At 41.4% G+C, this 22373-nt stretch carries 22 protein-coding genes; 16 read left to right on the forward strand and 6 right to left on the reverse strand.

Annotation, left to right across the window (positions count from 1 at the left end):
* Positions 1-88: 88 nt before the first annotated feature.
* The 7 genes from MHH63_RS05460 (at position 89) to MHH63_RS05490 (ending at position 6654) form a co-directional block, all read left to right on the forward strand.
* Positions 89-952, forward strand: coding sequence for an MGDG synthase family glycosyltransferase (locus MHH63_RS05460; protein WP_341171302.1), 864 nt, complete (start codon positions 89-91; stop codon positions 950-952).
* Positions 945-1274, forward strand: a complete 330-nt coding sequence (locus MHH63_RS05465) for a hypothetical protein (protein WP_341171303.1) — start codon at positions 945-947, stop codon at positions 1272-1274. The genes MHH63_RS05460 and MHH63_RS05465 overlap by 8 nt, the downstream gene beginning before the upstream one ends.
* Positions 1275-1476: 202 nt before the next feature.
* The gene (locus tag MHH63_RS05470; protein ID WP_076184224.1) at positions 1477-2541 is read left to right on the forward strand and encodes a serine hydrolase domain-containing protein; all 1065 of its coding nucleotides are present in this window, start codon (positions 1477-1479) and stop codon (positions 2539-2541) included.
* A 114-nt stretch (positions 2542-2655) separates the two neighbouring features.
* Positions 2656-3765: a hypothetical protein gene (locus MHH63_RS05475; protein ID WP_341171304.1), complete on the forward strand. Its 1110-nt coding sequence runs from the start codon at positions 2656-2658 to the stop codon at positions 3763-3765.
* Between the two features lie 154 nt (positions 3766-3919).
* The gene (locus MHH63_RS05480) at positions 3920-4378 is read left to right on the forward strand and encodes a GNAT family N-acetyltransferase (RefSeq protein ID WP_076184222.1); all 459 of its coding nucleotides are present in this window, start codon (positions 3920-3922) and stop codon (positions 4376-4378) included.
* Positions 4379-4406: 28 nt separating this feature from the next.
* Positions 4407-5879: an amidase family protein gene (locus MHH63_RS05485; protein WP_076184221.1), complete on the forward strand. Its 1473-nt coding sequence runs from the start codon at positions 4407-4409 to the stop codon at positions 5877-5879.
* Between the two features lie 199 nt (positions 5880-6078).
* Positions 6079-6654: a dihydrofolate reductase family protein gene (locus MHH63_RS05490; protein ID WP_076184220.1), complete on the forward strand. Its 576-nt coding sequence runs from the start codon at positions 6079-6081 to the stop codon at positions 6652-6654.
* Positions 6655-6794: 140 nt separating this feature from the next.
* Here the strand turns inward: MHH63_RS05490 and MHH63_RS05495 are convergent, their stop codons facing one another.
* The gene (locus tag MHH63_RS05495) at positions 6795-6992 is read right to left on the reverse strand and encodes a hypothetical protein (RefSeq protein ID WP_076130220.1); all 198 of its coding nucleotides are present in this window, start codon (positions 6990-6992) and stop codon (positions 6795-6797) included.
* 97 nt (positions 6993-7089) lie between these two features.
* Here MHH63_RS05495 and MHH63_RS05500 point away from each other — a divergent pair, with 97 nt between their 5' ends.
* The 5 genes from MHH63_RS05500 (at position 7090) to MHH63_RS05520 (ending at position 10549) form a co-directional block, all read left to right on the forward strand.
* Positions 7090-7713 (forward strand): hypothetical protein, encoded by a 624-nt coding sequence (locus MHH63_RS05500; RefSeq protein WP_076184219.1) that lies wholly within the window; start codon positions 7090-7092, stop codon positions 7711-7713.
* Positions 7714-7736: 23 nt separating this feature from the next.
* On the forward strand, positions 7737-8087 hold the full coding sequence (locus MHH63_RS05505; protein ID WP_340392516.1) for an MmcQ/YjbR family DNA-binding protein: 351 nt from the start codon (positions 7737-7739) through the stop codon (positions 8085-8087).
* Between the two features lie 77 nt (positions 8088-8164).
* Positions 8165-8356: a hypothetical protein gene (locus MHH63_RS05510; protein ID WP_076130223.1), complete on the forward strand. Its 192-nt coding sequence runs from the start codon at positions 8165-8167 to the stop codon at positions 8354-8356.
* A gap of 278 nt (positions 8357-8634) precedes the next feature.
* Positions 8635-9237: a GNAT family N-acetyltransferase gene (locus tag MHH63_RS05515; RefSeq protein ID WP_340919992.1), complete on the forward strand. Its 603-nt coding sequence runs from the start codon at positions 8635-8637 to the stop codon at positions 9235-9237.
* A 172-nt stretch (positions 9238-9409) separates the two neighbouring features.
* Positions 9410-10549: a 5-methyltetrahydropteroyltriglutamate--homocysteine S-methyltransferase gene (locus tag MHH63_RS05520; protein WP_076302690.1), complete on the forward strand. Its 1140-nt coding sequence runs from the start codon at positions 9410-9412 to the stop codon at positions 10547-10549.
* A 446-nt stretch (positions 10550-10995) separates the two neighbouring features.
* Here the strand turns inward: MHH63_RS05520 and MHH63_RS05525 are convergent, their stop codons facing one another.
* The 3 genes from MHH63_RS05525 to MHH63_RS05535 all read right to left on the reverse strand — a co-directional run bounded on the left by MHH63_RS05525 (position 10996) and on the right by MHH63_RS05535 (position 14197).
* Positions 10996-11937, reverse strand: a complete 942-nt coding sequence (locus MHH63_RS05525; protein WP_076130225.1) for an NAD(P)H-binding protein — start codon at positions 11935-11937, stop codon at positions 10996-10998.
* Between the two features lie 78 nt (positions 11938-12015).
* On the reverse strand, positions 12016-12915 hold the full coding sequence (locus MHH63_RS05530) for a LysR family transcriptional regulator (RefSeq protein WP_076130226.1): 900 nt from the start codon (positions 12913-12915) through the stop codon (positions 12016-12018).
* Between the two features lie 91 nt (positions 12916-13006).
* Positions 13007-14197 carry a coenzyme F420-0:L-glutamate ligase gene (locus MHH63_RS05535; protein WP_076130227.1) on the reverse strand — a complete coding sequence of 397 codons (1191 nt, stop codon included), beginning with the start codon at positions 14195-14197 and terminating at the stop codon, positions 13007-13009.
* A gap of 147 nt (positions 14198-14344) precedes the next feature.
* Here MHH63_RS05535 and MHH63_RS05540 point away from each other — a divergent pair, with 147 nt between their 5' ends.
* The 3 genes from MHH63_RS05540 (at position 14345) to MHH63_RS05550 (ending at position 17146) form a co-directional block, all read left to right on the forward strand.
* A complete protein-coding gene (locus tag MHH63_RS05540; RefSeq protein ID WP_341171305.1) occupies positions 14345-15541 on the forward strand; it encodes a macrolide family glycosyltransferase in 1197 nt (398 codons plus the stop codon).
* A complete protein-coding gene (locus MHH63_RS05545) occupies positions 15538-16485 on the forward strand; it encodes a helix-turn-helix transcriptional regulator (RefSeq protein WP_341171306.1) in 948 nt (315 codons plus the stop codon). The genes MHH63_RS05540 and MHH63_RS05545 overlap by 4 nt, the downstream gene beginning before the upstream one ends.
* Before the next feature lie 67 nt (positions 16486-16552).
* Positions 16553-17146: a DinB family protein gene (locus MHH63_RS05550; RefSeq protein WP_076130254.1), complete on the forward strand. Its 594-nt coding sequence runs from the start codon at positions 16553-16555 to the stop codon at positions 17144-17146.
* 17 nt (positions 17147-17163) lie between these two features.
* Here MHH63_RS05550 and MHH63_RS05555 read toward each other — a convergent pair whose 3' ends face one another.
* Both MHH63_RS05555 and MHH63_RS05560 read right to left on the reverse strand, forming a co-directional pair.
* A complete protein-coding gene (locus tag MHH63_RS05555) occupies positions 17164-18780 on the reverse strand; it encodes a response regulator transcription factor (RefSeq protein ID WP_076130230.1) in 1617 nt (538 codons plus the stop codon).
* 4 nt (positions 18781-18784) lie between these two features.
* The gene (locus MHH63_RS05560; protein WP_076130231.1) at positions 18785-20524 is read right to left on the reverse strand and encodes a cache domain-containing sensor histidine kinase; all 1740 of its coding nucleotides are present in this window, start codon (positions 20522-20524) and stop codon (positions 18785-18787) included.
* A 347-nt stretch (positions 20525-20871) separates the two neighbouring features.
* Between MHH63_RS05560 and MHH63_RS05565 the strand changes: the two genes are divergently transcribed.
* Entirely contained in the window at positions 20872-22347 is a 1476-nt protein-coding gene (locus tag MHH63_RS05565; RefSeq protein ID WP_076302696.1) for a carbohydrate ABC transporter substrate-binding protein, read from the forward strand.
* The last annotated feature ends 26 nt before the right edge of the window (positions 22348-22373 follow it).

The following is a 22373-nucleotide window of genomic DNA, read 5'->3' on the forward strand; positions in this document are numbered from 1 at the left end:
AGTTAATATTCTGTTGAGGATCTCATCACTATCTGTTTACGATTCAGAGTTAGAGTTAGAGAAGGCCAAGCGAAAAAGGAGCTTTCTCATGAACACAGATCCTAAAGTGCTTATTGTAACTTCGGCATTTGGAGACGGGCATCTCAAAGTAGCAGAAGCGATTGATCATTCTTTTAGACGTAGAGGGATCAGCCGGATTGTCACCTTGGATCTTTTCGCTGCAGTCTACCCTACTCTGAATGAGCTGTCCCGCAGATTCTACCTGAACAGCACAGGTTATACTCAAGAATTTTATGGATTAGTGTACAAGTTGACGAGCAAGATGAACCCAGACCAGTTCATGGGCAGATGGATTCATTCTATGGGCAAGCGGAAAGTGCAAAGGATCATCGACGAGATCGGACCGGATATTATCATTCATACCTTTCCTTATTTGGCCGCTGCAGAGCTTGCATCAACAAAGGGGAGACGGATCCCCCTTTTCACTGTCATGACGGATTATGTGGTTCATGGCAGATGGCTTCATCCACAAACCACAAAGTATTTTATCGCTACGGAAAGCATGAAAGAAGAACTGATGTCATTAGGTATTGCTGAAGAAAAGCTTGTGGTTAGCGGGATTCCGATTCGTGAAGCTTTTGAACAGACTCAGGAACGTGAAGCCCTTTTACGTAAGCACGGACTAGATGGAAATCGGCATTATCTATTACTTGCGGCAGGGGCTTACGGTGTGTTGAGTGATATTAACCATTTAATAATAAGGGCGCTGCAGCAATCAAACTTTGATGTAATGGTATTGTGCGGGAATAATCATAAGCTCCAGATGGCTACGGAAGAGCTTTTTCAAGAGAATCCTCGGGTTCACATACGGGGTTATACAGAAGAAATGCAGGAGCTAATGTGCATATCCTCCTGTCTGTTGACCAAAGCAGGGGGGGATTACCTTGACTGAGGCGATGGCTCTAGCACTTCCTGTAATTGTCTATCGTCCGCTCCCCGGTCAGGAGGCAGGCAATGCAGAATGGTTGTCTGAGCACAATTTAATAGAGATTGCCCGAGACGAGGAGCAGTTAGTAGAGCAGCTTCAGAGATTGGAACATCTTGGGTACAAGGATGAAAAGGTTCAGGGTATGAAGAGTTTTTCCCGGAAATCAGCCGCGGATGCTATTGTTACTGAGGCTTTAGAGGTTATCAAGCTGCGGCAGCCGTCTGTTTCAGCCGTAAAATCTATGGTTGTTGAAGGGCAGGCGAAGACGATTCATGGATATTATTAGCAAGGTAGAAAGACCACGCATTGTGGGTCCTCTAATTGGAGGCTGGCTCGGAAGCTCGGGGAATGAATTGCTGCCTTTTCAAGTAAGCACCTGTTTATTTGATTATAATTATTTATTACCAGATAAAGGGTCGATAAGATGTTATTATTTGTATGGGTGAATTTATTGGAAATGGTGCTTTATTGTCATTGGGGAGGTCAAAATGTACACGAATCAGAAGATAGAGGATATTTTGCATGAAATGCTAATCAAGTCTGTGGAAAATGAAAAGTTTCCGGGATTAGCGGCCGGAATCGTAAAGGACAACCAAGTTCTGTTTACTGGTGAATATGGGACGGCAAATTTATCGACGGGTGATCCTGTTGTTCGTGGCACTTTGTTTCACCAAGCCTCTGTCTCCAAAACCTTCGTAGCAACCGCCATTATGCAATTAGTTGAGCGTGGTAAGGTAGAATTGGATGCTCCCATCACTAAATACCTGTCATATTTTAAGTTAGAGGATGAGCGGTATCAAAATATAACAATAAGACAGCTTATGAATCATACCTCCGGTATGCCTGATGAGGAAGATTACGCGTGGGACCGCCCTGAATACGACGAGCAAAGTCTTGAACGATATGTAAAAGGGATAGGTCACCACAAGCTGTTAAGCCAACCGGGAGAGAAATTTGCCTATAGTAATATAGGATATGAGATCTTGGGAGATATGATAGCAAAAGTCAGCGATATGAGCTTCGAGCAGTATATGGAAAAAAATATTCTGAAACCGACAGGAATGCAGTCCAGTTCTTTTCTTAAACAGGAGGTTGAAGCTTATATTGCTGCACCTCATGTGCTTGGAGCTACCCATGAATGTGGTGGCTGCGTTAGTAGTGTTTTTCCATATAACAGGGCCCATGCACCTAGCTCCACTTTATATACCCATGCCGAAGATATGTGCCAATATCTGCTAATGCATCTAAACGGTGGAACAGCCGGGAACGGCAATGAAGTCCTCCAGCCAGGTAGCTATAATGAAATGTGGAAACCTCATGCACAAACGGGCTATGATCCGGAAAATGCACAGATAGGGTTAGGCTGGTTTCTAGGAGAATATAAGGGTTCTCGTATTCTCTCACATTCCGGCTGGGATACTGGATTCTTGAGTAATTTGTTCCTGCTTCCCGATAAAAAAATCGCTATTTCTGTTATGAGTAATTGTGACTATGTCAACATGGGCAGCGTATGCTTCCCAATTCTTGATCTGTTGCTTGGCTCCAATATTTAAAACGAGTCTGTAAATGATTTTACAACTTCATAACAAGGGGCTTCGTACTTTATAACATTCGTATCTTAAAGTACATGTAAGTCAAGCCCACTTACACTATGGAGGTTATGAGAAATGAAGAGTAAAAATGTGAAATCAGCCCTCGGGGTGATCGCGATTTCCGGTGGTCTGCTAGCCCTCACTGCTTTGGCAGTGCCCAAAATCGTCGCTTATACTACAGTGAACCAGAATGTGTCTCAAGCGAACGTTTCCTACACGCAAGAACTCAACCAGAAGCCAGCTGTTCAACTGGCGAGCAGCCAGATCCCGGTACTTAAGGTTGCAACCAAAACACCGGTCTCGACGATCAAGTCGTATTTTGAGCGCACAGTCACTGCTGAAGAAATTAAGCAGATTAATGAGTATGCAGAGAAGGCCAGGCTCACTGGCAAGGATGAACAGCTTACGCGGCAATTTACGGACCAGGAGAATAAGCGGCGGATGTTATTGGATGATCAATACAAGTACGATGGCTTACGGCCCCAGCAGAAGCTACCTTTGAAATCAGGGAGTTCCGAATTTTATCTGGATCAAAGCAAATTTACCTATGTAATTCCTAAGCGCGAACTGACTGATGAAGAAATGCTGCAATTGATCGACTGGAATTATCGCTTTAATTATGTGGTAAGCCTCAATCTTGTCGTGGCACAGCCAGATAAGAAGGACATCAGTCAGGATGAAGCCCTACGCAGAGCAGAAGAGAGCGTAAGCCGTCTATTCGGTGTCGATCTCTCAAAGTTGCAGGCTCAGACCTCATATTATAAACCTTTTCCTGATTCGAAAGGGCAATGGTTCGTTAATTTTCTACCTTACCGTGCAGAGACACTGCGGGCTCAGGATAAGTCTTATTTCATGTATAATACGTTCGTGGATGCAAAGAGCGGGACCGTACTTGATACCACGATAGTGGACCTGTCCTATAAGAGAACGCCGATTACAGCAGCTATGAATAAACAGATTAGCCAGGATTCCAGCTGGCTTCAAGCCGCTAAATCCATTGTGGTGGACAAGCAGGGCGAGACCCGTGCGATAACCAGCTCATCTATCATTAAAGACAGTGCATATGACAAAAGCGGAGTAGTAGCGGTCTTGGTCAAACTGAAAGACGGTAGCTCCTACACGGTAGAGCTGCGCTATCCGGAGAAGACTCTGCGCTGCCTGATCTATACACCGGTTTCCAAGTAATGAAGTGAACCAGCGTTATAAACTACTTTAGTATTTACAACCTACAGCAAGCCCCACTCGGGGCTTGCTGCTCTGCATTTTGAGAGCTGGTGGATGACTATTGTGAGAGCAGGCATGGGTATAGGAATTTCTTTTTACAAGAAGGGATGGTTAGATGCTAGATATTAAATCCTTACAAGAATGTCCTCTTCGTCAAAATGAGCTTATTGAGTATGTCAAAAAACGGTGGCCAAAAGTACAACAAGCTGTGCTCCCCAATATACAAGAAAGTTTAATCTCAAAAGATGAGGAGTTCCCTTTTACATTTTTGCTGTTGAAACATGATGTAATCATCGGGTTTTATCAATTAATTGAGCAGGAATTTATAACTCGAAAAGATTTATCACCTTGGATTGCGCCATTGTTTATTGACGAAAGTGAGAGGGGCAAAGCACTAGGAGCCGTTTTGTTGGAGCATGCCAGAAAAATAGCTGGGCAACTAGGTTATGCAAAAGTCTACTTGGCGACGGATCATATTCTTTATTATGAGAAATATGGATTTAAGGAGATAGGTCTGGATAACTTCGAGTGGGGACGGCCCACTAAAATATATGAACATGACACTATTACATAAATGACCCAAATGGAAAGCAGGAGTTATCATGGAACATATCTTCGAATTAGCAAAAATAAAGAGTGAAGAAATAACGATACTCGAACTGCAGGATGCAATGGATAGAGGGGATGTTAGTTCTAGGGAACTTGTTATGTATTACATGTATCGGATAGCAACGTTTGACCAGAGTGGTCCCATGATAAACTCTATTATGGAAATGAATCCAGATGCGATTTATATTGCCGAGGCATTAGATCAGGAAAGGAAATTAAGCGGAGCACGAAGTCTTCTACATGGTGTGCCTGTATTATTGAAAGGAAATATTGAAACGAATGATAAAATGCATACAACTGCGGGCGCATTAGCTTTGGAAAACCATGTTAGCTCGAACGATGCTTTTCTTGTCCAAAAACTAAGGGATGCTGGGGCCATTATACTTGCAAAAACAAATATGACGGAATGGGCAAATGGGATGTCATCATCCATGTGGGCTGGGTATAGCTCAATAGGTGGACAAACCAAAAATCCATACGGTGATCATTTTCCGGGAGGTTCCAGTACGGGTTCTGCCGCTTCCGTTGCAGCCAACTTTTCAACAGTAGCCGTGGGGACAGAGACGTCTGGCTCTATTTTAAGTCCAGCTGTGCAAAACGCAATTGTTGGTTTAAAGCCAACTGTAGGTCTAATAAGTAGATCAGGCATAATTCCATGGTCATATTCTCAGGATACAGCTGGACCTATGGCAAGGAATGTGACAGATGTTGCGATCTTATTAAATGCGCTTACGGGAAAAGATGAAAGTGATCCTGCTACTTGGAAAAATGAATATTCTACTATGGACTACACAGCATTTTTGGATAAAGACGGATTAAATAAAGCGACCATAGGCGTTTTTAGAAATGCTCTACCTAAGAATTATTGTGACATGGGTGAATATGATGAACATTTATTTAATGATGCTGTGGCTAAATTAAAAGGTTCTGGAGCCAACATAATAGAAGATATAGATATTCCATCGTTCCATAGAGAGTGGAAATATAACAAAATGAATCTTGAATTTAAGCATTCCGTTGAAAATTACTTATATAACCTTCCGGCTCAACTTCCTGTCCATAACCTAAATGAATTGATGGAATGGAACGAGCGGAATTCGGAAAAGGCTTTGAAATATGGACAAGATATGCTGAACTATCGATCACAGCTAGATAAACCGTTGAATCATTCGGAATATATAGTAGAGTCTATCTCTGACTTATATTATTCGCAAAATATGGGGATCGATCATGCTTTAGAAAAGTATGGATTGGATGCAATCCTGTTTCCTGCTTATGTCGGAGCTGATTTAAGTGCTAGAGCAGGTTATCCAACTATAGCAGTGCCCGCAGGCTTTCAAGAGAATGGAAGAGCCTTTGGGATCACATTTGCAGGAACGGCATTTAGTGAACCGACACTCATTCGGATTGCATTTGCATTCGAACAACAAACGAAACACAGGAAAATGCCGGCTCTAAAGAAATGAAAGATGAATTGAAAATTAGAAAAAGGTGCATTTACAAACGAACGTACGTTTGCTAATATGTTAATGTGGATAAAAATACCAAAGTGAAGAAATAAGCGTTTGAGATTAGCAATCCATAAGAAACAACCCAAGTAGAAATCTGCTAAGATGTAGTTAATGTCTAATGTAGATACCCCTCATGAATAAAGGAGAACTGAAAATGAGAAAACTCGTTCTATTTCTTCACGCATCGCTTGACGGTTTTGTAGAAGGGCCGAATGGTGAGATGGACATTGGCTGGGTTTCCTACGATGCTGATTTGGAGAACCATGCGAAAGAAATTCTGAGTACTGCCGACACTGTCATTTGGGGACGCGGGACTTATCAGATGATGCACAGTTACTGGCCATCAGTCCCTTCGAACCCATCAGCTTCGCAGTATGAGCGGAATCATGCCGAGTGGATCGAAAAGACAGCCAAAATCGTTTTTTCCACGACGCTGGAGAAAGTCGAATGGAATAATTCCAGACTTGTGAAGGAAGCTGTCGAGGAAGAGATCAATAACCTCAAACAGCAGCCCGGCAAGGATATGGTCATCCTCGGCAGTCCTAGATTCGCACACCACCTTATGCAGCTTGATTTAATTGATGAGTATAAAATTACGGTTTCTCCCGTCCTGATCGGTAAGGGATTGCCATTATTCCAAGGTCTCAAGGAGAAGAGAAATCTTAAGCTAATTGAAAACAAGACCTTTGATTCTGGAGCCATAGGTCTCGTTTACCAGACGGTAAGATGACTTTTCACTTAAGGTGATTACGCTCACGTGGAACGTTAATGGAACGACAACAGCGGCAGTCTAAGACTTTATTTATCAAGTCTTGGTCCGCCGCTGCTTCTTTTAATGGATCCAGTCTAATACTTTATTTCTACCAAACACTAATCAGATGTTGGTTCTTTCATAAACCAGGAAATATGGGTGCATCGCTTACAAATAAGGATGGCAGCGTTTTTGTTCGCCCAGTCAAAGCCTAAAAATGATGCGCCGCTTGTGTTAAGCAGTTTATAATCCAGATCAAAAGTATCGTTTTGACAGCAAGGACAGATTATTGGTGCGCCTGCAGCACTGTATCTCATTTTAAAAACCTCCTGTGGATTTGTATAATACTTTAACGTATTTGAGGTTATTCAGGTTTCGTGCACTTGAACTTACTAGTTAATTTGGGGTGAAGTTATGTATAGCTGGAAAAAAGCTTTGTCAAAGGTATGTGAACTTTATTTTTCATCCAAAATGAATTCGAATTTAGAATGGATCTTGGTTGGCTCGGTCGGTTCGGTTCTTCAGGGCTGTGAAATGACCCCAGGAGACGTTGATATTTATACAAGGAATAAGGAAGGGATTGACCAATTTGCAGAACTTCTTAAAGGATTTTCCCTTTTGGATAAATGTGAATTTCCTCATGGGGATAACTGGTTATCTTCTTTAGAAGAACCTACATTCACTCAAACCTTTTCTTCGGGATTTTCTTGGACAAAAGGGAGTTGGATAATCGATGGATTTAAGGTGGAGGTTGTTCATATTTCCAATTCAGCTGGAATTCCTGATTCTATGGATGGTGATGGGATATGGGAAGGTGGACAATTCATTTGGAGCCATTTCAAAAACGTGGAGATCGGACCGTATACTATTCCTACGGTTCCGCTAGAAATACAGTTGGAATCTAATTTAAGACGAAAAAGATCAGATAGGACACAAGCGATTATCGCTGCATTACAAAAAAATAGCTATGATAAAGAACTAATCGAAAAAGCCTTGTCAAAGGAACACTTATCTTATTTTTATTCACAAATTGGTTAGGCTGAGAAGGCGAGGGACTGATTTTGACCCATAATATTATTGAATACTGTTTAAAAAAGAACGGAGCAACAAAGGACTATCCTTTCGGATTCGATCCATTGGTGATTAAGATTGCCGGTAAAATGTTCGCGCTTATTTTTGAGAATAAGGGGAATTATGCTTACATAAATCTAAAATGTGATCCGGTGATTGCAGGGAACTTGCGAGAGCAGCATGAGAGCGTTCGGCCAGGATACCACATGAACAAAAAACACTGGAATACGATTGTTTTGGATGGCTCCTTACCAGAGTCGGATATCTATTTAATGATTGATCACTCTTACGATAGAGTTGTCAAAAATCTCCCTAAAGTCCTCCGACAAACGATATACTGAATGTGGCATTAATTTGTCGTTTAAATGGTAATGGACTGGTATAATATGGTTTATAATCATGGAAAGGAGTTGTTTTTATGTCTGACTTTTTTAATTCAGGACCTAATCCCAATATGACGGACCCTGGAGGCCATAAAGCAAACCATGATGTAAATGCGCAAAAATATCATACTGAAGGCGTTCCTGGATTTTGGAGCGAGGTAACCAATCTGTTGATCGTTGTGGCTATAATTGCCGTCATTTTTTTAGTTATAAGGTTTGTTTTATGATTACCCTGGTTTAGAGTGAAGATATTGACTTTTAGGAGGCGGTTCCATTGGTAACTATCATTAAGTGGACAGAATTTAGAAGAATAACGCCTACTCGTCCATAAACTGCGTATTTCCTTCTTAATGAGGGTACTAGATGCAAGAATATAACATTAGTACAATGAAAGACTTTTCAAAGCATTACATTGACCAAATCCGAATATTAGAACACCTTTGCAAGACGTCCGACAAGTCAAGTTTGAGGGTGGGTGTAGAAAGCCTTAAGGAGATAGACGGAGATGAGGCATTCTTGTGCCGCAGCAGATATGCAAATGCAAGGCATACAAACTTGCCGTTCTAGGATACCTTCTAATTCTGAATCAGGGATGGATTATATACGGTATTTAGGGGCAAGTGCTGCACCGTCTGAATTCCTCAAGGTTTTTAATCGGGCACAAATCGCTGGATCAAGCCACTCCGGTTTAGTTGTGCGATTGGAAGAAGATCAGGATTTAGAGTTCATGGTTAAATGTTCATCACAAGCCTTTGGTGATTCAGAGTCCTGGACTAGGAATTATTTAACTCGTACAAGAGAACCGGCACGGATTACTTACATTGCTGTGGACAACATGATTCCGGTTGGGATGATTAGAGTCAATGATTTAGATACAAATACTGCGGTTATACATGATTTTTGTGTGCTTCCTTCGTGTCAAGGTAGAGGATACGGTCGTGAAATTCTTTCAGAGGTAGTTAAAATCTTGCGAGATCAGAAGAATTCCCAGATTCGTCTTAGCGTGGTCACTCAAAATAGAAATGCATTATCCCTCTATCAGTCGGTTGGGTTCGAGGTTACTGCGGAGTTTAATTACTATGTAATATCCGTCGATATGATTTGTTAAAGAAGAGGCGCTACTCATGCGCCTCTTTCTTTTTTGGCATGCCCTTCTAATTATCACGCTGAATCTAGCTATAGTTAATACTTATAACCTGCCATAGCGCATTGGTAGATCGGTATAGTCAGTCGGTTATGCTATATTAATTCTAATAATTTGTTTACGAGGAGATTAATATATGAGCATTCAGACCAAACCCCAAAAACGAACCGTTACTCCATTTCGATATGATATCGTGGGCAGCTTCCTGCGCCCCCAAGCGTTGAAAGAGGCTAGATTAAAATTCAAGAATGGTGAAATTACTGCCGAGCAGTTGAAGGAAGTAGAGAACGACGAAATCGTTAAGCTCGTGCAGAAACAAAAAGAGGTGGGTCTTCAAGCGGTGACTGATGGTGAATTCCGCCGCTCTTGGTGGCACCTCGACTTCTTCTGGGGACTTGACGGTGTAGATCGGACAATTATTGATCAAGGTTACCAATTTAACGGTGCAGAGTCCAGACCAGAAACAGCCCGACTGACCGGGAAAATAAGCTACAGCAGCCATCCTTTTGTTTCGCATTATGAATTTTTAAAAGATGCTGCTGGTGAGGACGTTGTTGCGCGTCAATCGATTCCTGCGGCTGCACAATTCCTGTTCGAGCTAGATCGGGCGGAAAACAAAGAAAGCACAAATGAATTATACCCGAATCGTGAAGAGCTTATCTCGGATATTGCCAAAGCATACAAAGCATCGATTCTTGCCTTCTATGCAGCGGGCTGCCGCAGCATTCAAATCGACGATTGTACGTGGGGAGCACTTTGCGACGAACAGTTTATAGCGTTTATGAATCAGATTGGCGTGAACGTAGCTGAATATGCAAGCGAACTGGCAAAATTGAACGAGGAAGTTGTAACGGGTCTGCCGGAAGATCTTGTTGTAACGACCCATGTATGCCGGGGCAATTATGTTTCGACTTATGCTGGAGTAGGTGGAGGCTACGAGCCTATCGCACAAACGCTTCTTAATATCAATAACTACTCGGGTTATTATCTGGAGTTTGATACCGAACGTGCAGGCGATTTCAAACCATTGCGCTTCTTGAAAGACAATCAGCAGGTTGTGTTAGGTCTGTTCTCATCCAAATTTGGTGAGCTTGAAAGCAAGGAGGATATTCTGAAGCGTATTGAGGAAGCGAAGCAATATGTTGATCTAAACCGGATTTGCCTTAGCCCGCAATGTGGCTTTGCTTCCACGGAAGAAGGCAACCACCTGACTGAAGAGCAGCAATGGCGTAAGCTTGCTTATATTAAAGAAATTGCTGAAGAGATCTGGAACTAACTCTAATTAAAAAGTAGACAGAGATAAAGATAATGCACCTTTAGCCATTCGGATGTTCATCCGTACGGTTAAAGGTGCATTTTGTTCTACAGCGAGTTTACCGATATACTTGGCCAGTTCTATCTATACTGTGATGGAGGATTAGGGAAAACTTCCCTAATAAAAGCCGACAATTGCTCTAAATGAATGGAATTAGGGAATAACTCCCTAAAAACAGAGCAATATCAAGATTTACCGCCAAATCAGCTAAATTTCAGGGAGGAATTCCCTGATTATTAGTCTGGTGACCAGAATCCTCAGAATATTAGGGAGGTTTTCCCTGATTATCTCCAGGGCGAGCATATGATTGAGCTTTACGGAGTTTTTGTGCCACGCTCAGTATAAAAGAAATCACCCCCGTTAAATAAATGGGGGTGATTTAGCCTAAGAAGTAAGAGTGGCAGCTTTTAATTGTCTTTAGAGTGTCTTTCGCCAACCTGGAATTCATCGGCATGTTCAAACATATATTTCACGGTCAGAGGGTCTTGACCAGTAAGTTGTTTAAAGTCGTCCGTATAAACATCCATTTTTCCTTCACGAATAGCTTGTCCGAAAGTAACCATACCTTCTGAAGAAAAGGGTGCTTCGGAGCCTTCTTTAAATGCACCATCGGTGGTTCTAGGCACGCCCATTGCTTCGAATACGGCATAATTTTCTTCATCCGTATTTTCTTTGTAGGTGATATGATTGCCCGTTACTTCGTTACCAATCTTAATGAAGTCGGTAATTGTCATCAATTCAAGCCCGTTGATATTTAGAATCGCTTCCTGATAGTTATTGGAGGCTAGGGCATACGCAACGGCTTTTGCGCAATCCTTCCGCGAGATATAAGCCATTTTACCGTCACCTTGATTGTTTGTTAATACCCCGTCACCCTTCACATACGTAAAGTAATTGGTTATCATGGCTTCCGCATATTGGGAATTGCGAAGGAAGATATAATCTAGCCCAACGCTTTGAATATAACGTTCGGTATACACATGGTCAATTTTTTCTACGCTTGGATTGCTTTCATCGGCTGCGTTGACCAAAGAAGTATAAATGATCTGTTTGACTCCAGCTTCTTTGGCAGCATCGACCACATTTTTTTGTGCATTTTGACGTTTCTCTCCAACAAAAGGCATGGAGATTAGTGCGAGTTTATCGGCATGTGCAAAAGCTTCGGCAAGGCCGTCCTTGTTATTAAAGTTGGTCACATGTGTTTCAATCCCTTGTTCCGCATATTCTTTCAAACATGCCGGATCGTAAGCGCAAAAAATGATTTGGTCTTTATCTACCAGCTCCAACAAGTATTCCGCAGCTTGCTTCCCTAGATTTCCATCGACACCAGTCAACAATAATTTACCCATGATCGTTGTCACTCCTTGTGGATATGATTTATACCCTTATAGTATGTGAAAAAAAGAACATAGTCTAACACATAAAACTTATGGTCGATTGCTAAATCCAATTTGGATTTGTTGCAGGAAGGAGGGCAAGGCCGGGTTTGTATTATTTTTGAGATAACCTGCTTCGATTGCAAAGGTATGGTGTGAATCATCTAAAGGAATTAGCCGGACTTCATCTTGAAGATAAGCGAGCTGATAGTTATCCGGGAAAAAGCCAATCAAATTCTCCGTGATGATATAAAACAATTCTGTCTCCACATCGTCTGCGGTTCGAAGAATATTCGGCTGATAGCCGTCTTCAATTGCATGCTGGATCATTAGATGATAAGAGTTTCCAATAGCTGTTGGATTCAGCATGACTAGGGGATGTTCATATAACTCCTCTTTGGCGATCGATTCATGATGAAAGAGAGGATGGTGATGACTCACAGCCGCACAATAACGTCCCTTATATAAGGGATAGGTTACAATGTCCTCTTTTCCCTGAAACTCGGAATCAAAGGCAATAGCCACGTCGTAAATCCCTTTTAGCAAGTATTCTGCAATATCTTTTAGCAATACTTTATTCAGTTCCAGCTTAATATTCGGATGATGATCCTGAAACGAGGGAATCAATTTCAACAAACTTTGGATATCCGTCATCGCCGCATATTCGATACTCAGGGATTGCGTATTATACTTTTGAAAGTTTTCCATGCTCAGCTTCATATGGTTATATTGCTTCCAGAGGATGAGAGCTTCGCCATAGAAAAGCCATCCGGCTTTGCTTGGCTCGATAGGGATCTGCTTTCTGTCAATTAATTGAATGTTGAATTCCTCTTCAAGCGCGGCGATTTGTTGACTAATGGTGGTCTGCGAAACATAGTTCTTTTTAGCTGTTTCCGTAAAATTTCTGCATTCCACGAGATCGATAAAATATTTAATCCTTCTTATGTTCATAGTATCCTCCGCCTGCCGCTGTTTGCTTTTATTATAACCCAGAAAGTAAAAAAGAGAGCCTCGTTTAGAGACTCCCTTTGTTGTACTACTCTTATTTTGTATAGTTATCGAAATAACCTTGGATATAAATCATTGGTGTTCCTTTATCGCCACTACCAGAAGTCAAATCAGATAATGATCCAATCAGGTCAGTTAATCTACGAGGTGTAGTCCCTTGGGCTTCCATCGCACCAACTAGATCATCATTTTTATTCTGGATGTATTTAGAAATGGCTTGTTTTAACTCTTCACCACGAAGATGAGAGAAGTTGTTATCGGCCAAGTATTTCAATTTTACTTCATTTGGTGTTCCATCAAGTCCGGCAGTGTAAGCAGGGGAGACAACTGGATCTGCGAGCTCCCAGATTTTTCCGACTGGATCTTTGAATGCTCCATCGCCATAAACCATAACTTCTACAGTTTTACCTGTAATTTCTTTGATTTTTGCTTGGATACCATCCACGATAGGCTGGCAGTTATTGGGAAATAGCTTAACACTTTCTTCTGTTGCTTTATTTGATCCTAGCAGACCATAAGCTTCGTTAAAGCCGCTGCCATCGATTGATTGTGTAAGAATATCATCCAAGCCAAATACTTTTTCAGCACCGTTGTTTGTGAGAATGCGTTTGGTTCTGAAGCGAGTGTGAATATCGCAAGTTAATACATTTTTTGTATAGTTTAAAATGGTTTTTGGGTTGTTGGAGAAGATGACTTCACAAGCCACACCTTCAGCTTCAATTAAACCTTTATAATATTCAATATAGTCAACCCCTGTGAATGGGTGCTTAATATAGCCGAAAAACTCACGGAACTGAGCTTCTGTTAATACATCTGTCCATGGATTGATACCTTTAGCATCTAGTTCGTCGATGTCTACAAGGTGGTTGCCTACTTCATCAGCTGGATAGCTTAACATTAGGACTACTTTTTGTGCCCCTTTGGCAATACCGCGTAAGCAGTTAGCAAACCGGTTACGGCTAAGGATTGGAAAAATGACCCCTACAGTTTCTTCGCCGAATTTCCCCTTTATATCAGCAGCAATATTGTCAATCGTTGCATAGTTTCCTTGTGCCCGAGCAACAATGGATTCAGTTACGGTCACAATGTCACGATCTTCGATCGAAAAACCCTCGACTGTTGCTGCATTCAATACCGTCTGAACTACGATTTCTTCAATGTTATCCCCATTGTTAATGATAGGTCCGCGAAGTCCACGTACAACTGTTCCAACTACTCTTTCCAATATGATCTCTCCTCTAATAAGGGTATACTCTATATTATTAAAATGGTTTTAAAGCCTATATTACTATACCCTTTTAGAGCGATATAAGTAAAATTAATGTTTATAATATCTAATATAAAAATGATTTATAGTTAAGGAGGATTACAATTGGCGCGTGTGTTATTTATTAATGGTGGATCAGAGGGACATATTAATCCCACGGTTGGCGTTGTGGAAGAGCTTATTTCTCGTGGCGAAGAGGTAGTGTACTTTTGTATAGAAGCTTATAGAGAACGTATGGAGATGACGGGGGCTACAGTACGAACATTTGACGATCAGAAATTTATCCAAGCTTTTATCTCAGGTGGAAGAAATTATGTACTCGAAAGAATCAACGGTCTTTTACTTACGACAGATATAGTTATTCCAAGCGTTCTTGAACAGATCAAAGGGGAGCATTTTGATTACATCATCCATGATTCTATGTTTGGTTGTGGACGTTTGTTAGCTCAAATTCTTAGGCTTCCGGCCATTAGCTCCTGTACTTCTTTTGCGCAGACAAAAGCAGCATTCGATGAAATGTTAGAACAATTTTATACTACAGTTCCTGCAGAAGTAACTAATCCTATAAAGGATAAATTCCAAAGCTTGACGCAAATGGTGAAGGGCAAATATGATGTGGACATCCAATCCCCTTATGAAGTGTTTTGTAATCCTGCCCCACTTACTATCGTTTATACAACTAGGGAGTTTCAACCTGAGGGAGAAGCTTTTGACCCGTCTTATATCTTTGTAGGACCCTCCATCTCTTCACGATTAGCTCCAGAAAACTTCGACCTCATGGCAATTAAGGGGAAAAGTCCAATTTACATTTCACTCGGCACAGTTTTTAACCAAGCCATTGAATTCTATAAACTTTGTATTGAAGCATTGGGGAACACGGAGCACACTATTGTGATGTCAATTGGAGATAAAGTCCAAATCACTGATTTAGGGGGAATTCCGCAAAACTTTTTCGTGAAAAATTATGTTCCACAAACGGATATACTGCAATACACAAAGTTATTTATTACACATGGTGGAATGAACAGTATCAATGAAGGGCTTTATTACGGGGTTCCGCTAATTGTAATTCCACAAAGTGCTGATCAGCCAATAATTGCGGATCAAGTCGTCCATGTCGGAGCAGGCATTAAGTTACAAATGCAAAGTTTAACTGCAACTCAACTACGAGAAGCAGTAGATCATATATTAAGCGATTTATCTTATAAAAAAGCTGTCTCCAATATCAGTGAATCGTTTCGGAACTCGGGTGGGTATCGACGAGCTGTTGATGAGATTGTTCGGGGAGGGGGAGTCGTATGAACAAAATGGACCGGTTGTTAGCTATAGTGCTTGAACTGCAGCGTAACAAAATGTTGCGGGCGGAGGATTTGGCTGCTACGTTTGAAACGAGCGTAAGAACGATCTATCGGGATATTCAGGCACTGAGTGAAGCGGGCGTTTCCATTATAGGAGCGCCAGGGCAGGGTTACTCCTTAATCGAGGGGTATTTCCTGCCACCCGTTAGTTTCACGCTGGACGAAGCAGTGACATTGCTTATCGGAACTGATTTTATCGAGCAGCGGTTTGATGCACACTATGGTAATAAGGCTAGAAGTTCTAAAGCAAAGATAGAAGCCATCCTGCCGGAAGCTATCCGCAGTGAAGCATCACAGATTCGCAAAAGTTTTCGTTTATTTGCATCCGCAGAAGATATAGCACCCATACAAGAGAAGGCATGTTTGGAAGCCATTCGTGGAGCAATATTGGAGGGAAGGAAAATAAGATTTCGTTATTCCAAAAGAATCGCCGAAGCCGATGGGAACCGTCAAAGTATTCGTACGGTTGCTCCTTATGGACTTGTGCTTCATCACGGGTCATGGGTACTCATCGCCTGGTGTGAATTGCGTCAAGACATCCGTCATTTCCGGTTATCCCGAATGAGGGAGCTTATTAATCTGGAAGATGAATTTATACTGCCAGCAGATTTTCATCTGGAGGTATACCAACCTCCTGATGATCGCAACGTTCATGTGCTTATCTTAGTCCAATCTGACATAGCCGATAAGGTAAGGGAATCAAATAATTTCTATATGGAAACTATTGAGGAGCATGCGGAGGGGGTACTTGTTACTTTTCGCGTTCGCGAGCCAGGGGAATTGCTGCAATGGGTGCTTGGCTGGGGAGGCGGTATGGTTGTGCTGGAGCCCGAATCTTTCCGTGATCAGGTTAGAAATGAAATAGAAATAATGTTAAAACGCTACTGACATAACGCTGTCAGTAGCGTTTTTGTATACTTGGACCATCAATGACTACAGGAGCTGATATATGATGATTACAACAAAAGAAGTCTTACAACGATTTGAAGAAACTGCGACATACTATATTCAAGAATTGGAGCGATTCAATCTGGAGCAGTTGAAGCAAAAGCCGAGTGAAAACGCCTGGTCCATCGGACAGATGTTTCAGCATCTCATTAACTCGGCGCTGTATATGCAGCTTCGTAATATTGATCAATGCCTTGTGCTAGACCAGGATCCCTTAGTAGCTCATGTGGGGAAAACTGAGGATGGTGCGGCTATATTTGCGCAAGGAAGCTTTCCGCCCATTCGTATTCAGGTTCCGCCTTCCGCCCAATATACGCCGGAGCAGCCGGAGAGCAAAGAACAATTAATTCAAGGGTTACGTACAGTCATTCAAAGAATGAGAGAGATCGAACCCTCTCTTGAAAAAGCGTCCAAACAAAATACCGTATCTCACCCGCGATTCGGTGGACTATGCGCGGAGGAATGGTTCCTACTTATTGAAATGCACTATCGTCATCATCTACTGCAGCTGGAGCGGTTAAACAAAGAGTTGTTGTTTAATTCCATATTTGCACCTAAAGAAGGGTTCATCAATAACATTCAGGTTGTGAAAGGATCATAAAAAGAGTTTGAATGGTCTTAATTTTCTGAACCAAGCGTGGCCTGAACGTGATTCTTATACTCACTAGGATTAACACCAAAGTGTTTTTTGAATAACCGGGTGAAATAAAATTGATCGTGTATACCGATTTGCGTGGAAATTTCTTTAATGTATGGATTCCCTTTAAGTATTAATTCTGCGGCTTTTTCCATTTTCACAGTATTAATGTAGTGAATGATGCTTTGCCCCACTTCTTCTTTGAAGATTCTGGACAGATAGTTCTCACTTAAGTTGACATGCTTGGCAATCAGAGATAAGGTCAGCTTCTTCTGATAATGTGTGTTGATATAGTCAATCGCTTGTTTAACATCTCTATTGTGTGTAGTTACGATCTGTTGCTTTTGATGGGAGAATAGTTGGAACACAAGCTCCATTATAGATAGAACGTCAGTGGTACGTTTACTGCTGGCGATATTTTCTATATAGGTCTTCAAAAGCTTCGGATCCTCGACAATGAGATGAGCATCGCATAAGGGAAGATAATGCAGACAATTTACGATGAACTTTTTGGTTTCAGCAGGATTAATTTGCTTGGATTTACAGGTGTCGAGAAATTGCTGAGTTGCTTGATTAACGGCTTCAACCCCTGAAAGCTTCCAGTTCTGAATTAATTGCGTCGAGAAATCATGTACATCCTCGAAGTCCAGCGTATCCTTTAAATGGACATCCGTTGGATCTATAATCGTTATTTCGTTGTAAAATTGGATTTGCAAGGATTCTTTACATTGCTCTAGGGTTCGTTTTGCTTCAGCATATCCCCGTACAGGATCAGAAAAAACAATAGTAGGGGTGATAGAAATATACATTTTGATTAACCGAATGACCCTCTGGATAAAGTCTGTGCGGATAATTTGATGATCGTCTAAGGTATCACAGGAGATTAGAAGTAGCAGCCCATTAGATTCTAGCTGAATAATTTCTAACTGATCTACGGTCTCCAAGATATCCAAGATGATGTTTTCAATAAAGGATACGGAGATGTGATTTTGTCTTTCGTTTTGGGTGGCGTTATTCTGCTCAAAAGTAATGTAGAATAAATAACAGCTGCTTTCGCTGAAAGCGAAACTTATAGCATCATGCTGATCAAGCTGCTGCACATCGTAATAAGGATCGGTGAAATAATCTTTTAGAAGCGCATTTTTCACGCTTTTTAAATTGTGTTGTAATAACTGTGTTTGGGTCTCCTGCTGCTGCCTAGATTGAAGCTGCTCTTGAATTAGCTTCGTAGATTTCTCCAGCAAATGGATCAAATCCCCCGTTTTCATACTAATCTTCAGCATATAATCTATAGCCCCAAGCACTAAGGCTTCACGAACTAACTCATACTCCCCGTGGTTGCTCGCCACCAGAATTTTTCCTGCAAACCCTCTGTTATTCAGTTCTTTTATCAGCTGCAGACCATCCATATTAGGCATTTTGAGATCTGTAATGATGATATGGGGATTAAACTTGTCTACAAGTGTTAAGGCTTCCACTCCGTCAGAGGCAGTAGCACAGATCATGTATCCAAGCTCTTCCCATGGAATCATGGTTCTGAGCGCGACTTTAACAATAGGTTCGTCATCCACTAGCATTACATTATACATAGGATACATAGTATCACCCCTTAAGTTCGTATGTTTGTTTAGGGATAATTAGGCGGCAGCAGGTTCCATGACCCATTGAGCTTGTGATGAACAGCCCGTAACTCTCACCGTATTGAAGTTTAATGCGATCGGCCACATTTGAAATTCCGATACCCGACAGATTGTCAGCTTTTTCAGATTTGGTGGTGTCAAACCCTTTTCCGTTATCGATGATCTCAATAATAAGGGTGTATTCATTTTTTGCGTATACCTTAATTTGGATTAGAACTTTTCCTCCTATATCTGTAACTCCATGAAGAATCGCGTTCTCTGCGATCGGCTGCAGGATGAGCTTGGGGATCATGCTCTGTAATAAAGACTCATCCAAGTCATATTCAATGTCGAACCTGTCGGCATAACGTATTTTTTGAATGGCAAAATAATGATCCAGATTGTTCAGCTCCTGCTTGATGGTGATTTGCTCATCTTGATCGATAATGGTACTACGCAGCAATTCAGCTAGTGAGGAGATGCCGTCGCTAAGGACGGGAACCTGGTTAATCATCGCCAGCCATCGTAAGGAGTTAAGTGTATTAAAAAGAAAGTGAGGATTAATCTGCGATTGCAGCATTTGCAATTCGAGCGAACGTCTTCTTTTCAGATCTTTCTTTTGATCCTTCATCAGCTGTTCCATTCTACTGACCATGCTGTTAATTCTATTGGCCAACACGCCCATTTCATCGTTGCTGTGATCTTCGATCCGGCTCGATAGATCACCATAAAAAATTTGATTGCAGAAGACGATGATTTGTTTGATTGGTTTTAGGATGCTTTTATACAATACGATAATAATTAGAATACACACGACTACAATGATGCTGACAACAATAAGTAGTCCAGTGGTGATTTTACTTGTCTCTGAATTGATATAAGAGAAGGGCACGGTAGAAATCATGTACCAGCCTAATTGATTATTGTTAATATAGGAGATTTGCTGCATTTTTCCATTGACCATGCCTTGGAAGGAATGGTTTTTCTTTGCCTCTTGTGTCTTGATTTGCTTAAAAAGCTCATCTTTATAATAGGGTTCTCCTAGCGGAGTATCCTTTTGATTCGAGGACATTACTTTTCCCTCCCTATTCATAATAAGGAGACTGGAACCTGTACCTAAATCCACACTGGAAAGAATGACTTTTGAAAATAACTCCCCACCAATAAAAACAAACACATGACCTAAGGGAACGCCAATGTCATCTTGATCAAAAATTTTCCGGCCCAGGACAATGGTATTGTAAGCGCGATAGCTTTTTGCGTAGTTAAGACTGTCATAAGGGGCATTGAGCTCTACTTGTTTCATAATTTCTTCATACTTAGGATTGGGGATGCCATCGTAGCCTAATTCATAAATAGGTTGGTTCTTGGCGTCGATGACCCGAACGTTCTGGACATATCCGGGGTAGATGGTTCTATATAAATTGTCCATGGCATGATTAATGGCAGCATTGCTAGGAGCGGGTTCATTTGGTGCTGCCGATAAACGCTCCTGAATAATACTATTGGTAGAAACAGAGCCTGCAAGATATTGATAGTTGTTAAGTTCACTTAACATCGTTCGATTAAGCAGCGTTAAAGCCTGAAATGTGGATTTACTTAATTTATTGTTAATAGATTTGGAGTAAATGGTGTAGGAGTAGAAACCTATAAAGATGATTGGGATCACGGATACGATTAAGAAAATGACGGTTAAGCGATTTTGAATTTTAACCTTGCGCATGATTTGCGGAGGATTAGGAAAATGCAGCTTCCCTTTGCGTCGACTCAGGTGGATGACCTCCCATTCACTATCTTTTACTTACAAGTTAACATAAAAAGAACTATGGAATATATATGCAGCGGCGAAAAGTGAGAATAATCTATGGAATGGATAATATTATCCATTCCGTTAACGGCTAAGTTTACAGGTTATGTGACCCTGATGAATAAGCTTGTACGAGCTCGCATTGGAAGATGGATAAGATAATACATAGGTAGGTTTGTATTGTAAATGTAAATATAGCGTAAATCCTTCTATACTTAGATTATTAAAAAAGCGTTTACAAGAATATCTTAAGGAGGGCGTTTATGAAAAAGACTATGAGTACATTATTAGCAGTAATGCTGCTAGGTGTGGGGTTGCTCGGCTGTGGGAACAGCAATAATAAACCTGCTGCCTCGAATGAATCTGATTCAACGAAAGCTGCGGGCACCGCGCAAGCTACAAGTACAACGAACGCCGGGAAGACTAAAGAAGAACCTGCTAAAGATTTTGATAACAAGGAACTTAGCATTGCTGTATTCCAAGGGGGATATGGTGCGGATTATTGGAATGAAATTGTCAGCAAATTCGAAAGTGCTTATCCAGGTGTGAAAGTGAACATGACGATTAATCCTAAAGTTGGTGAAGTAATCCGGCCGCAGATTGTTGCGGGTAATCCTCCCGACTTCCTATCCGTTACAGATACAGAGCAAAGTGGCATCGTGCTTTCATTGATTAAAGAAAAAGGACTGCTAGATATCAGCGATGTATTTGAAAGCAAAGCGCTTGATAAAGAGGAGACGCTTAAGGATATGATTCTACCGGGGATGCTGGACAGTACAAGATTTCAGCCCTATCAAGATGGAAAGACGTACCTCGCACCTTTTAATGCTGGACCGATGGGCTTGATTTACAATAAAACACTGTTCACAGAAAAAGGCTGGAGTGTTCCTGAGACTTGGGAGGAGTTCTTTGCTTTAGGGGATGAGCTGAACAAAGAGGAGAACTATCTGGTTAATGCAGATGGAACCAAAACGAAGCGGGCTTTATTCACTTACCAAGGCATCTATCCGGATTATTTGGAGGAAATTCTCTACCCGGCCATTGCGAGTGCGGGGGGAAAAGAAACGCTGGATAAAGTCTTTGCTTATGAGGAAGGTTCATTTAAGAACGACACGATCAAAAAAGTACTGGATATTTTCTATAAAATCTCTAAAGACGGTTATCTGATGGACGGCACGGTTGCCTTGAACCATACACAGTCGCAGACCGATATGATGATGGGTAAAGCTTTGTTTATCGTAAACGGGAACTGGATGGAAAATGAAATGAAGGATTCACCTAGAGAAAATGGGTTTGAATTTGGGATGACAACTGTACCTGTGTTCAATAAAGGCGATCAGAAGTATGTGCTTTCCAGCTACGAGCAATTCTCCATCCCTGCTAAGGCCAAAAATCCTGAGCTCGCTAAGGAATTCTTGAAGTTCCTGTATACCGATGAGTCTGTGAAACTATTCGCGGAAAAAGCGAATGGGGCGTATGCGCTTAACGATGCGAAGGAGCTGTCTAAGCCATTTTTGACTAAAGGTGTCTATGACATGTTTGAGGCTTATAATGGTTCCATTTCTATTCTACAGGGCTGGCAATCATTACCGAAGGGTTCCAAGGTTAGTGTAGTCACTGAAATGTTCAAGAATACGGTCACACCAGTGATGACAGGCCAAATGACCACAGATCAATGGATGGATAATGTGGAAAAAGCTTTTGCACAGATTCGTAAAGAGAAAGCGGCTAGTAAATAATCTATAGTATCTCATGCAAATGCATC

This window comes from Paenibacillus sp. FSL H3-0310 (genome assembly GCF_038002785.1).
In the GTDB taxonomy this organism is placed as follows: domain Bacteria; phylum Bacillota; class Bacilli; order Paenibacillales; family Paenibacillaceae; genus Paenibacillus_AQ; species Paenibacillus_AQ odorifer.

Coding starts and splice junctions, on each gene's coding strand:
- MHH63_RS05460 (WP_341171302.1), top strand. CDS start 89: ATGAACACAGATCCTAAAGTGCTTATTGTAACTTCGGCATTTGGAGAC.
- MHH63_RS05470 (WP_076184224.1), top strand. CDS start 1,477: ATGTACACGAATCAGAAGATAGAGGATATTTTGCATGAAATGCTAATC.
- MHH63_RS05475 (WP_341171304.1), top strand. CDS start 2,656: ATGAAGAGTAAAAATGTGAAATCAGCCCTCGGGGTGATCGCGATTTCC.
- MHH63_RS05480 (WP_076184222.1), top strand. CDS start 3,920: ATGCTAGATATTAAATCCTTACAAGAATGTCCTCTTCGTCAAAATGAG.
- MHH63_RS05485 (WP_076184221.1), top strand. CDS start 4,407: ATGGAACATATCTTCGAATTAGCAAAAATAAAGAGTGAAGAAATAACG.
- MHH63_RS05490 (WP_076184220.1), top strand. CDS start 6,079: ATGAGAAAACTCGTTCTATTTCTTCACGCATCGCTTGACGGTTTTGTA.
- MHH63_RS05495 (WP_076130220.1), bottom strand. CDS start 6,992: ATGAGATACAGTGCTGCAGGCGCACCAATAATCTGTCCTTGCTGTCAA.
- MHH63_RS05500 (WP_076184219.1), top strand. CDS start 7,090: ATGTATAGCTGGAAAAAAGCTTTGTCAAAGGTATGTGAACTTTATTTT.
- MHH63_RS05510 (WP_076130223.1), top strand. CDS start 8,165: ATGTCTGACTTTTTTAATTCAGGACCTAATCCCAATATGACGGACCCT.
- MHH63_RS05515 (WP_340919992.1), top strand. CDS start 8,635: ATGAGGCATTCTTGTGCCGCAGCAGATATGCAAATGCAAGGCATACAA.
- MHH63_RS05520 (WP_076302690.1), top strand. CDS start 9,410: ATGAGCATTCAGACCAAACCCCAAAAACGAACCGTTACTCCATTTCGA.
- MHH63_RS05525 (WP_076130225.1), bottom strand. CDS start 11,937: ATGGGTAAATTATTGTTGACTGGTGTCGATGGAAATCTAGGGAAGCAA.
- MHH63_RS05530 (WP_076130226.1), bottom strand. CDS start 12,915: ATGAACATAAGAAGGATTAAATATTTTATCGATCTCGTGGAATGCAGA.
- MHH63_RS05545 (WP_341171306.1), top strand. CDS start 15,538: ATGAACAAAATGGACCGGTTGTTAGCTATAGTGCTTGAACTGCAGCGT.
- MHH63_RS05555 (WP_076130230.1), bottom strand. CDS start 18,780: ATGTATCCTATGTATAATGTAATGCTAGTGGATGACGAACCTATTGTT.
- MHH63_RS05560 (WP_076130231.1), bottom strand. CDS start 20,524: ATGCGCAAGGTTAAAATTCAAAATCGCTTAACCGTCATTTTCTTAATC.
- MHH63_RS05565 (WP_076302696.1), top strand. CDS start 20,872: ATGAAAAAGACTATGAGTACATTATTAGCAGTAATGCTGCTAGGTGTG.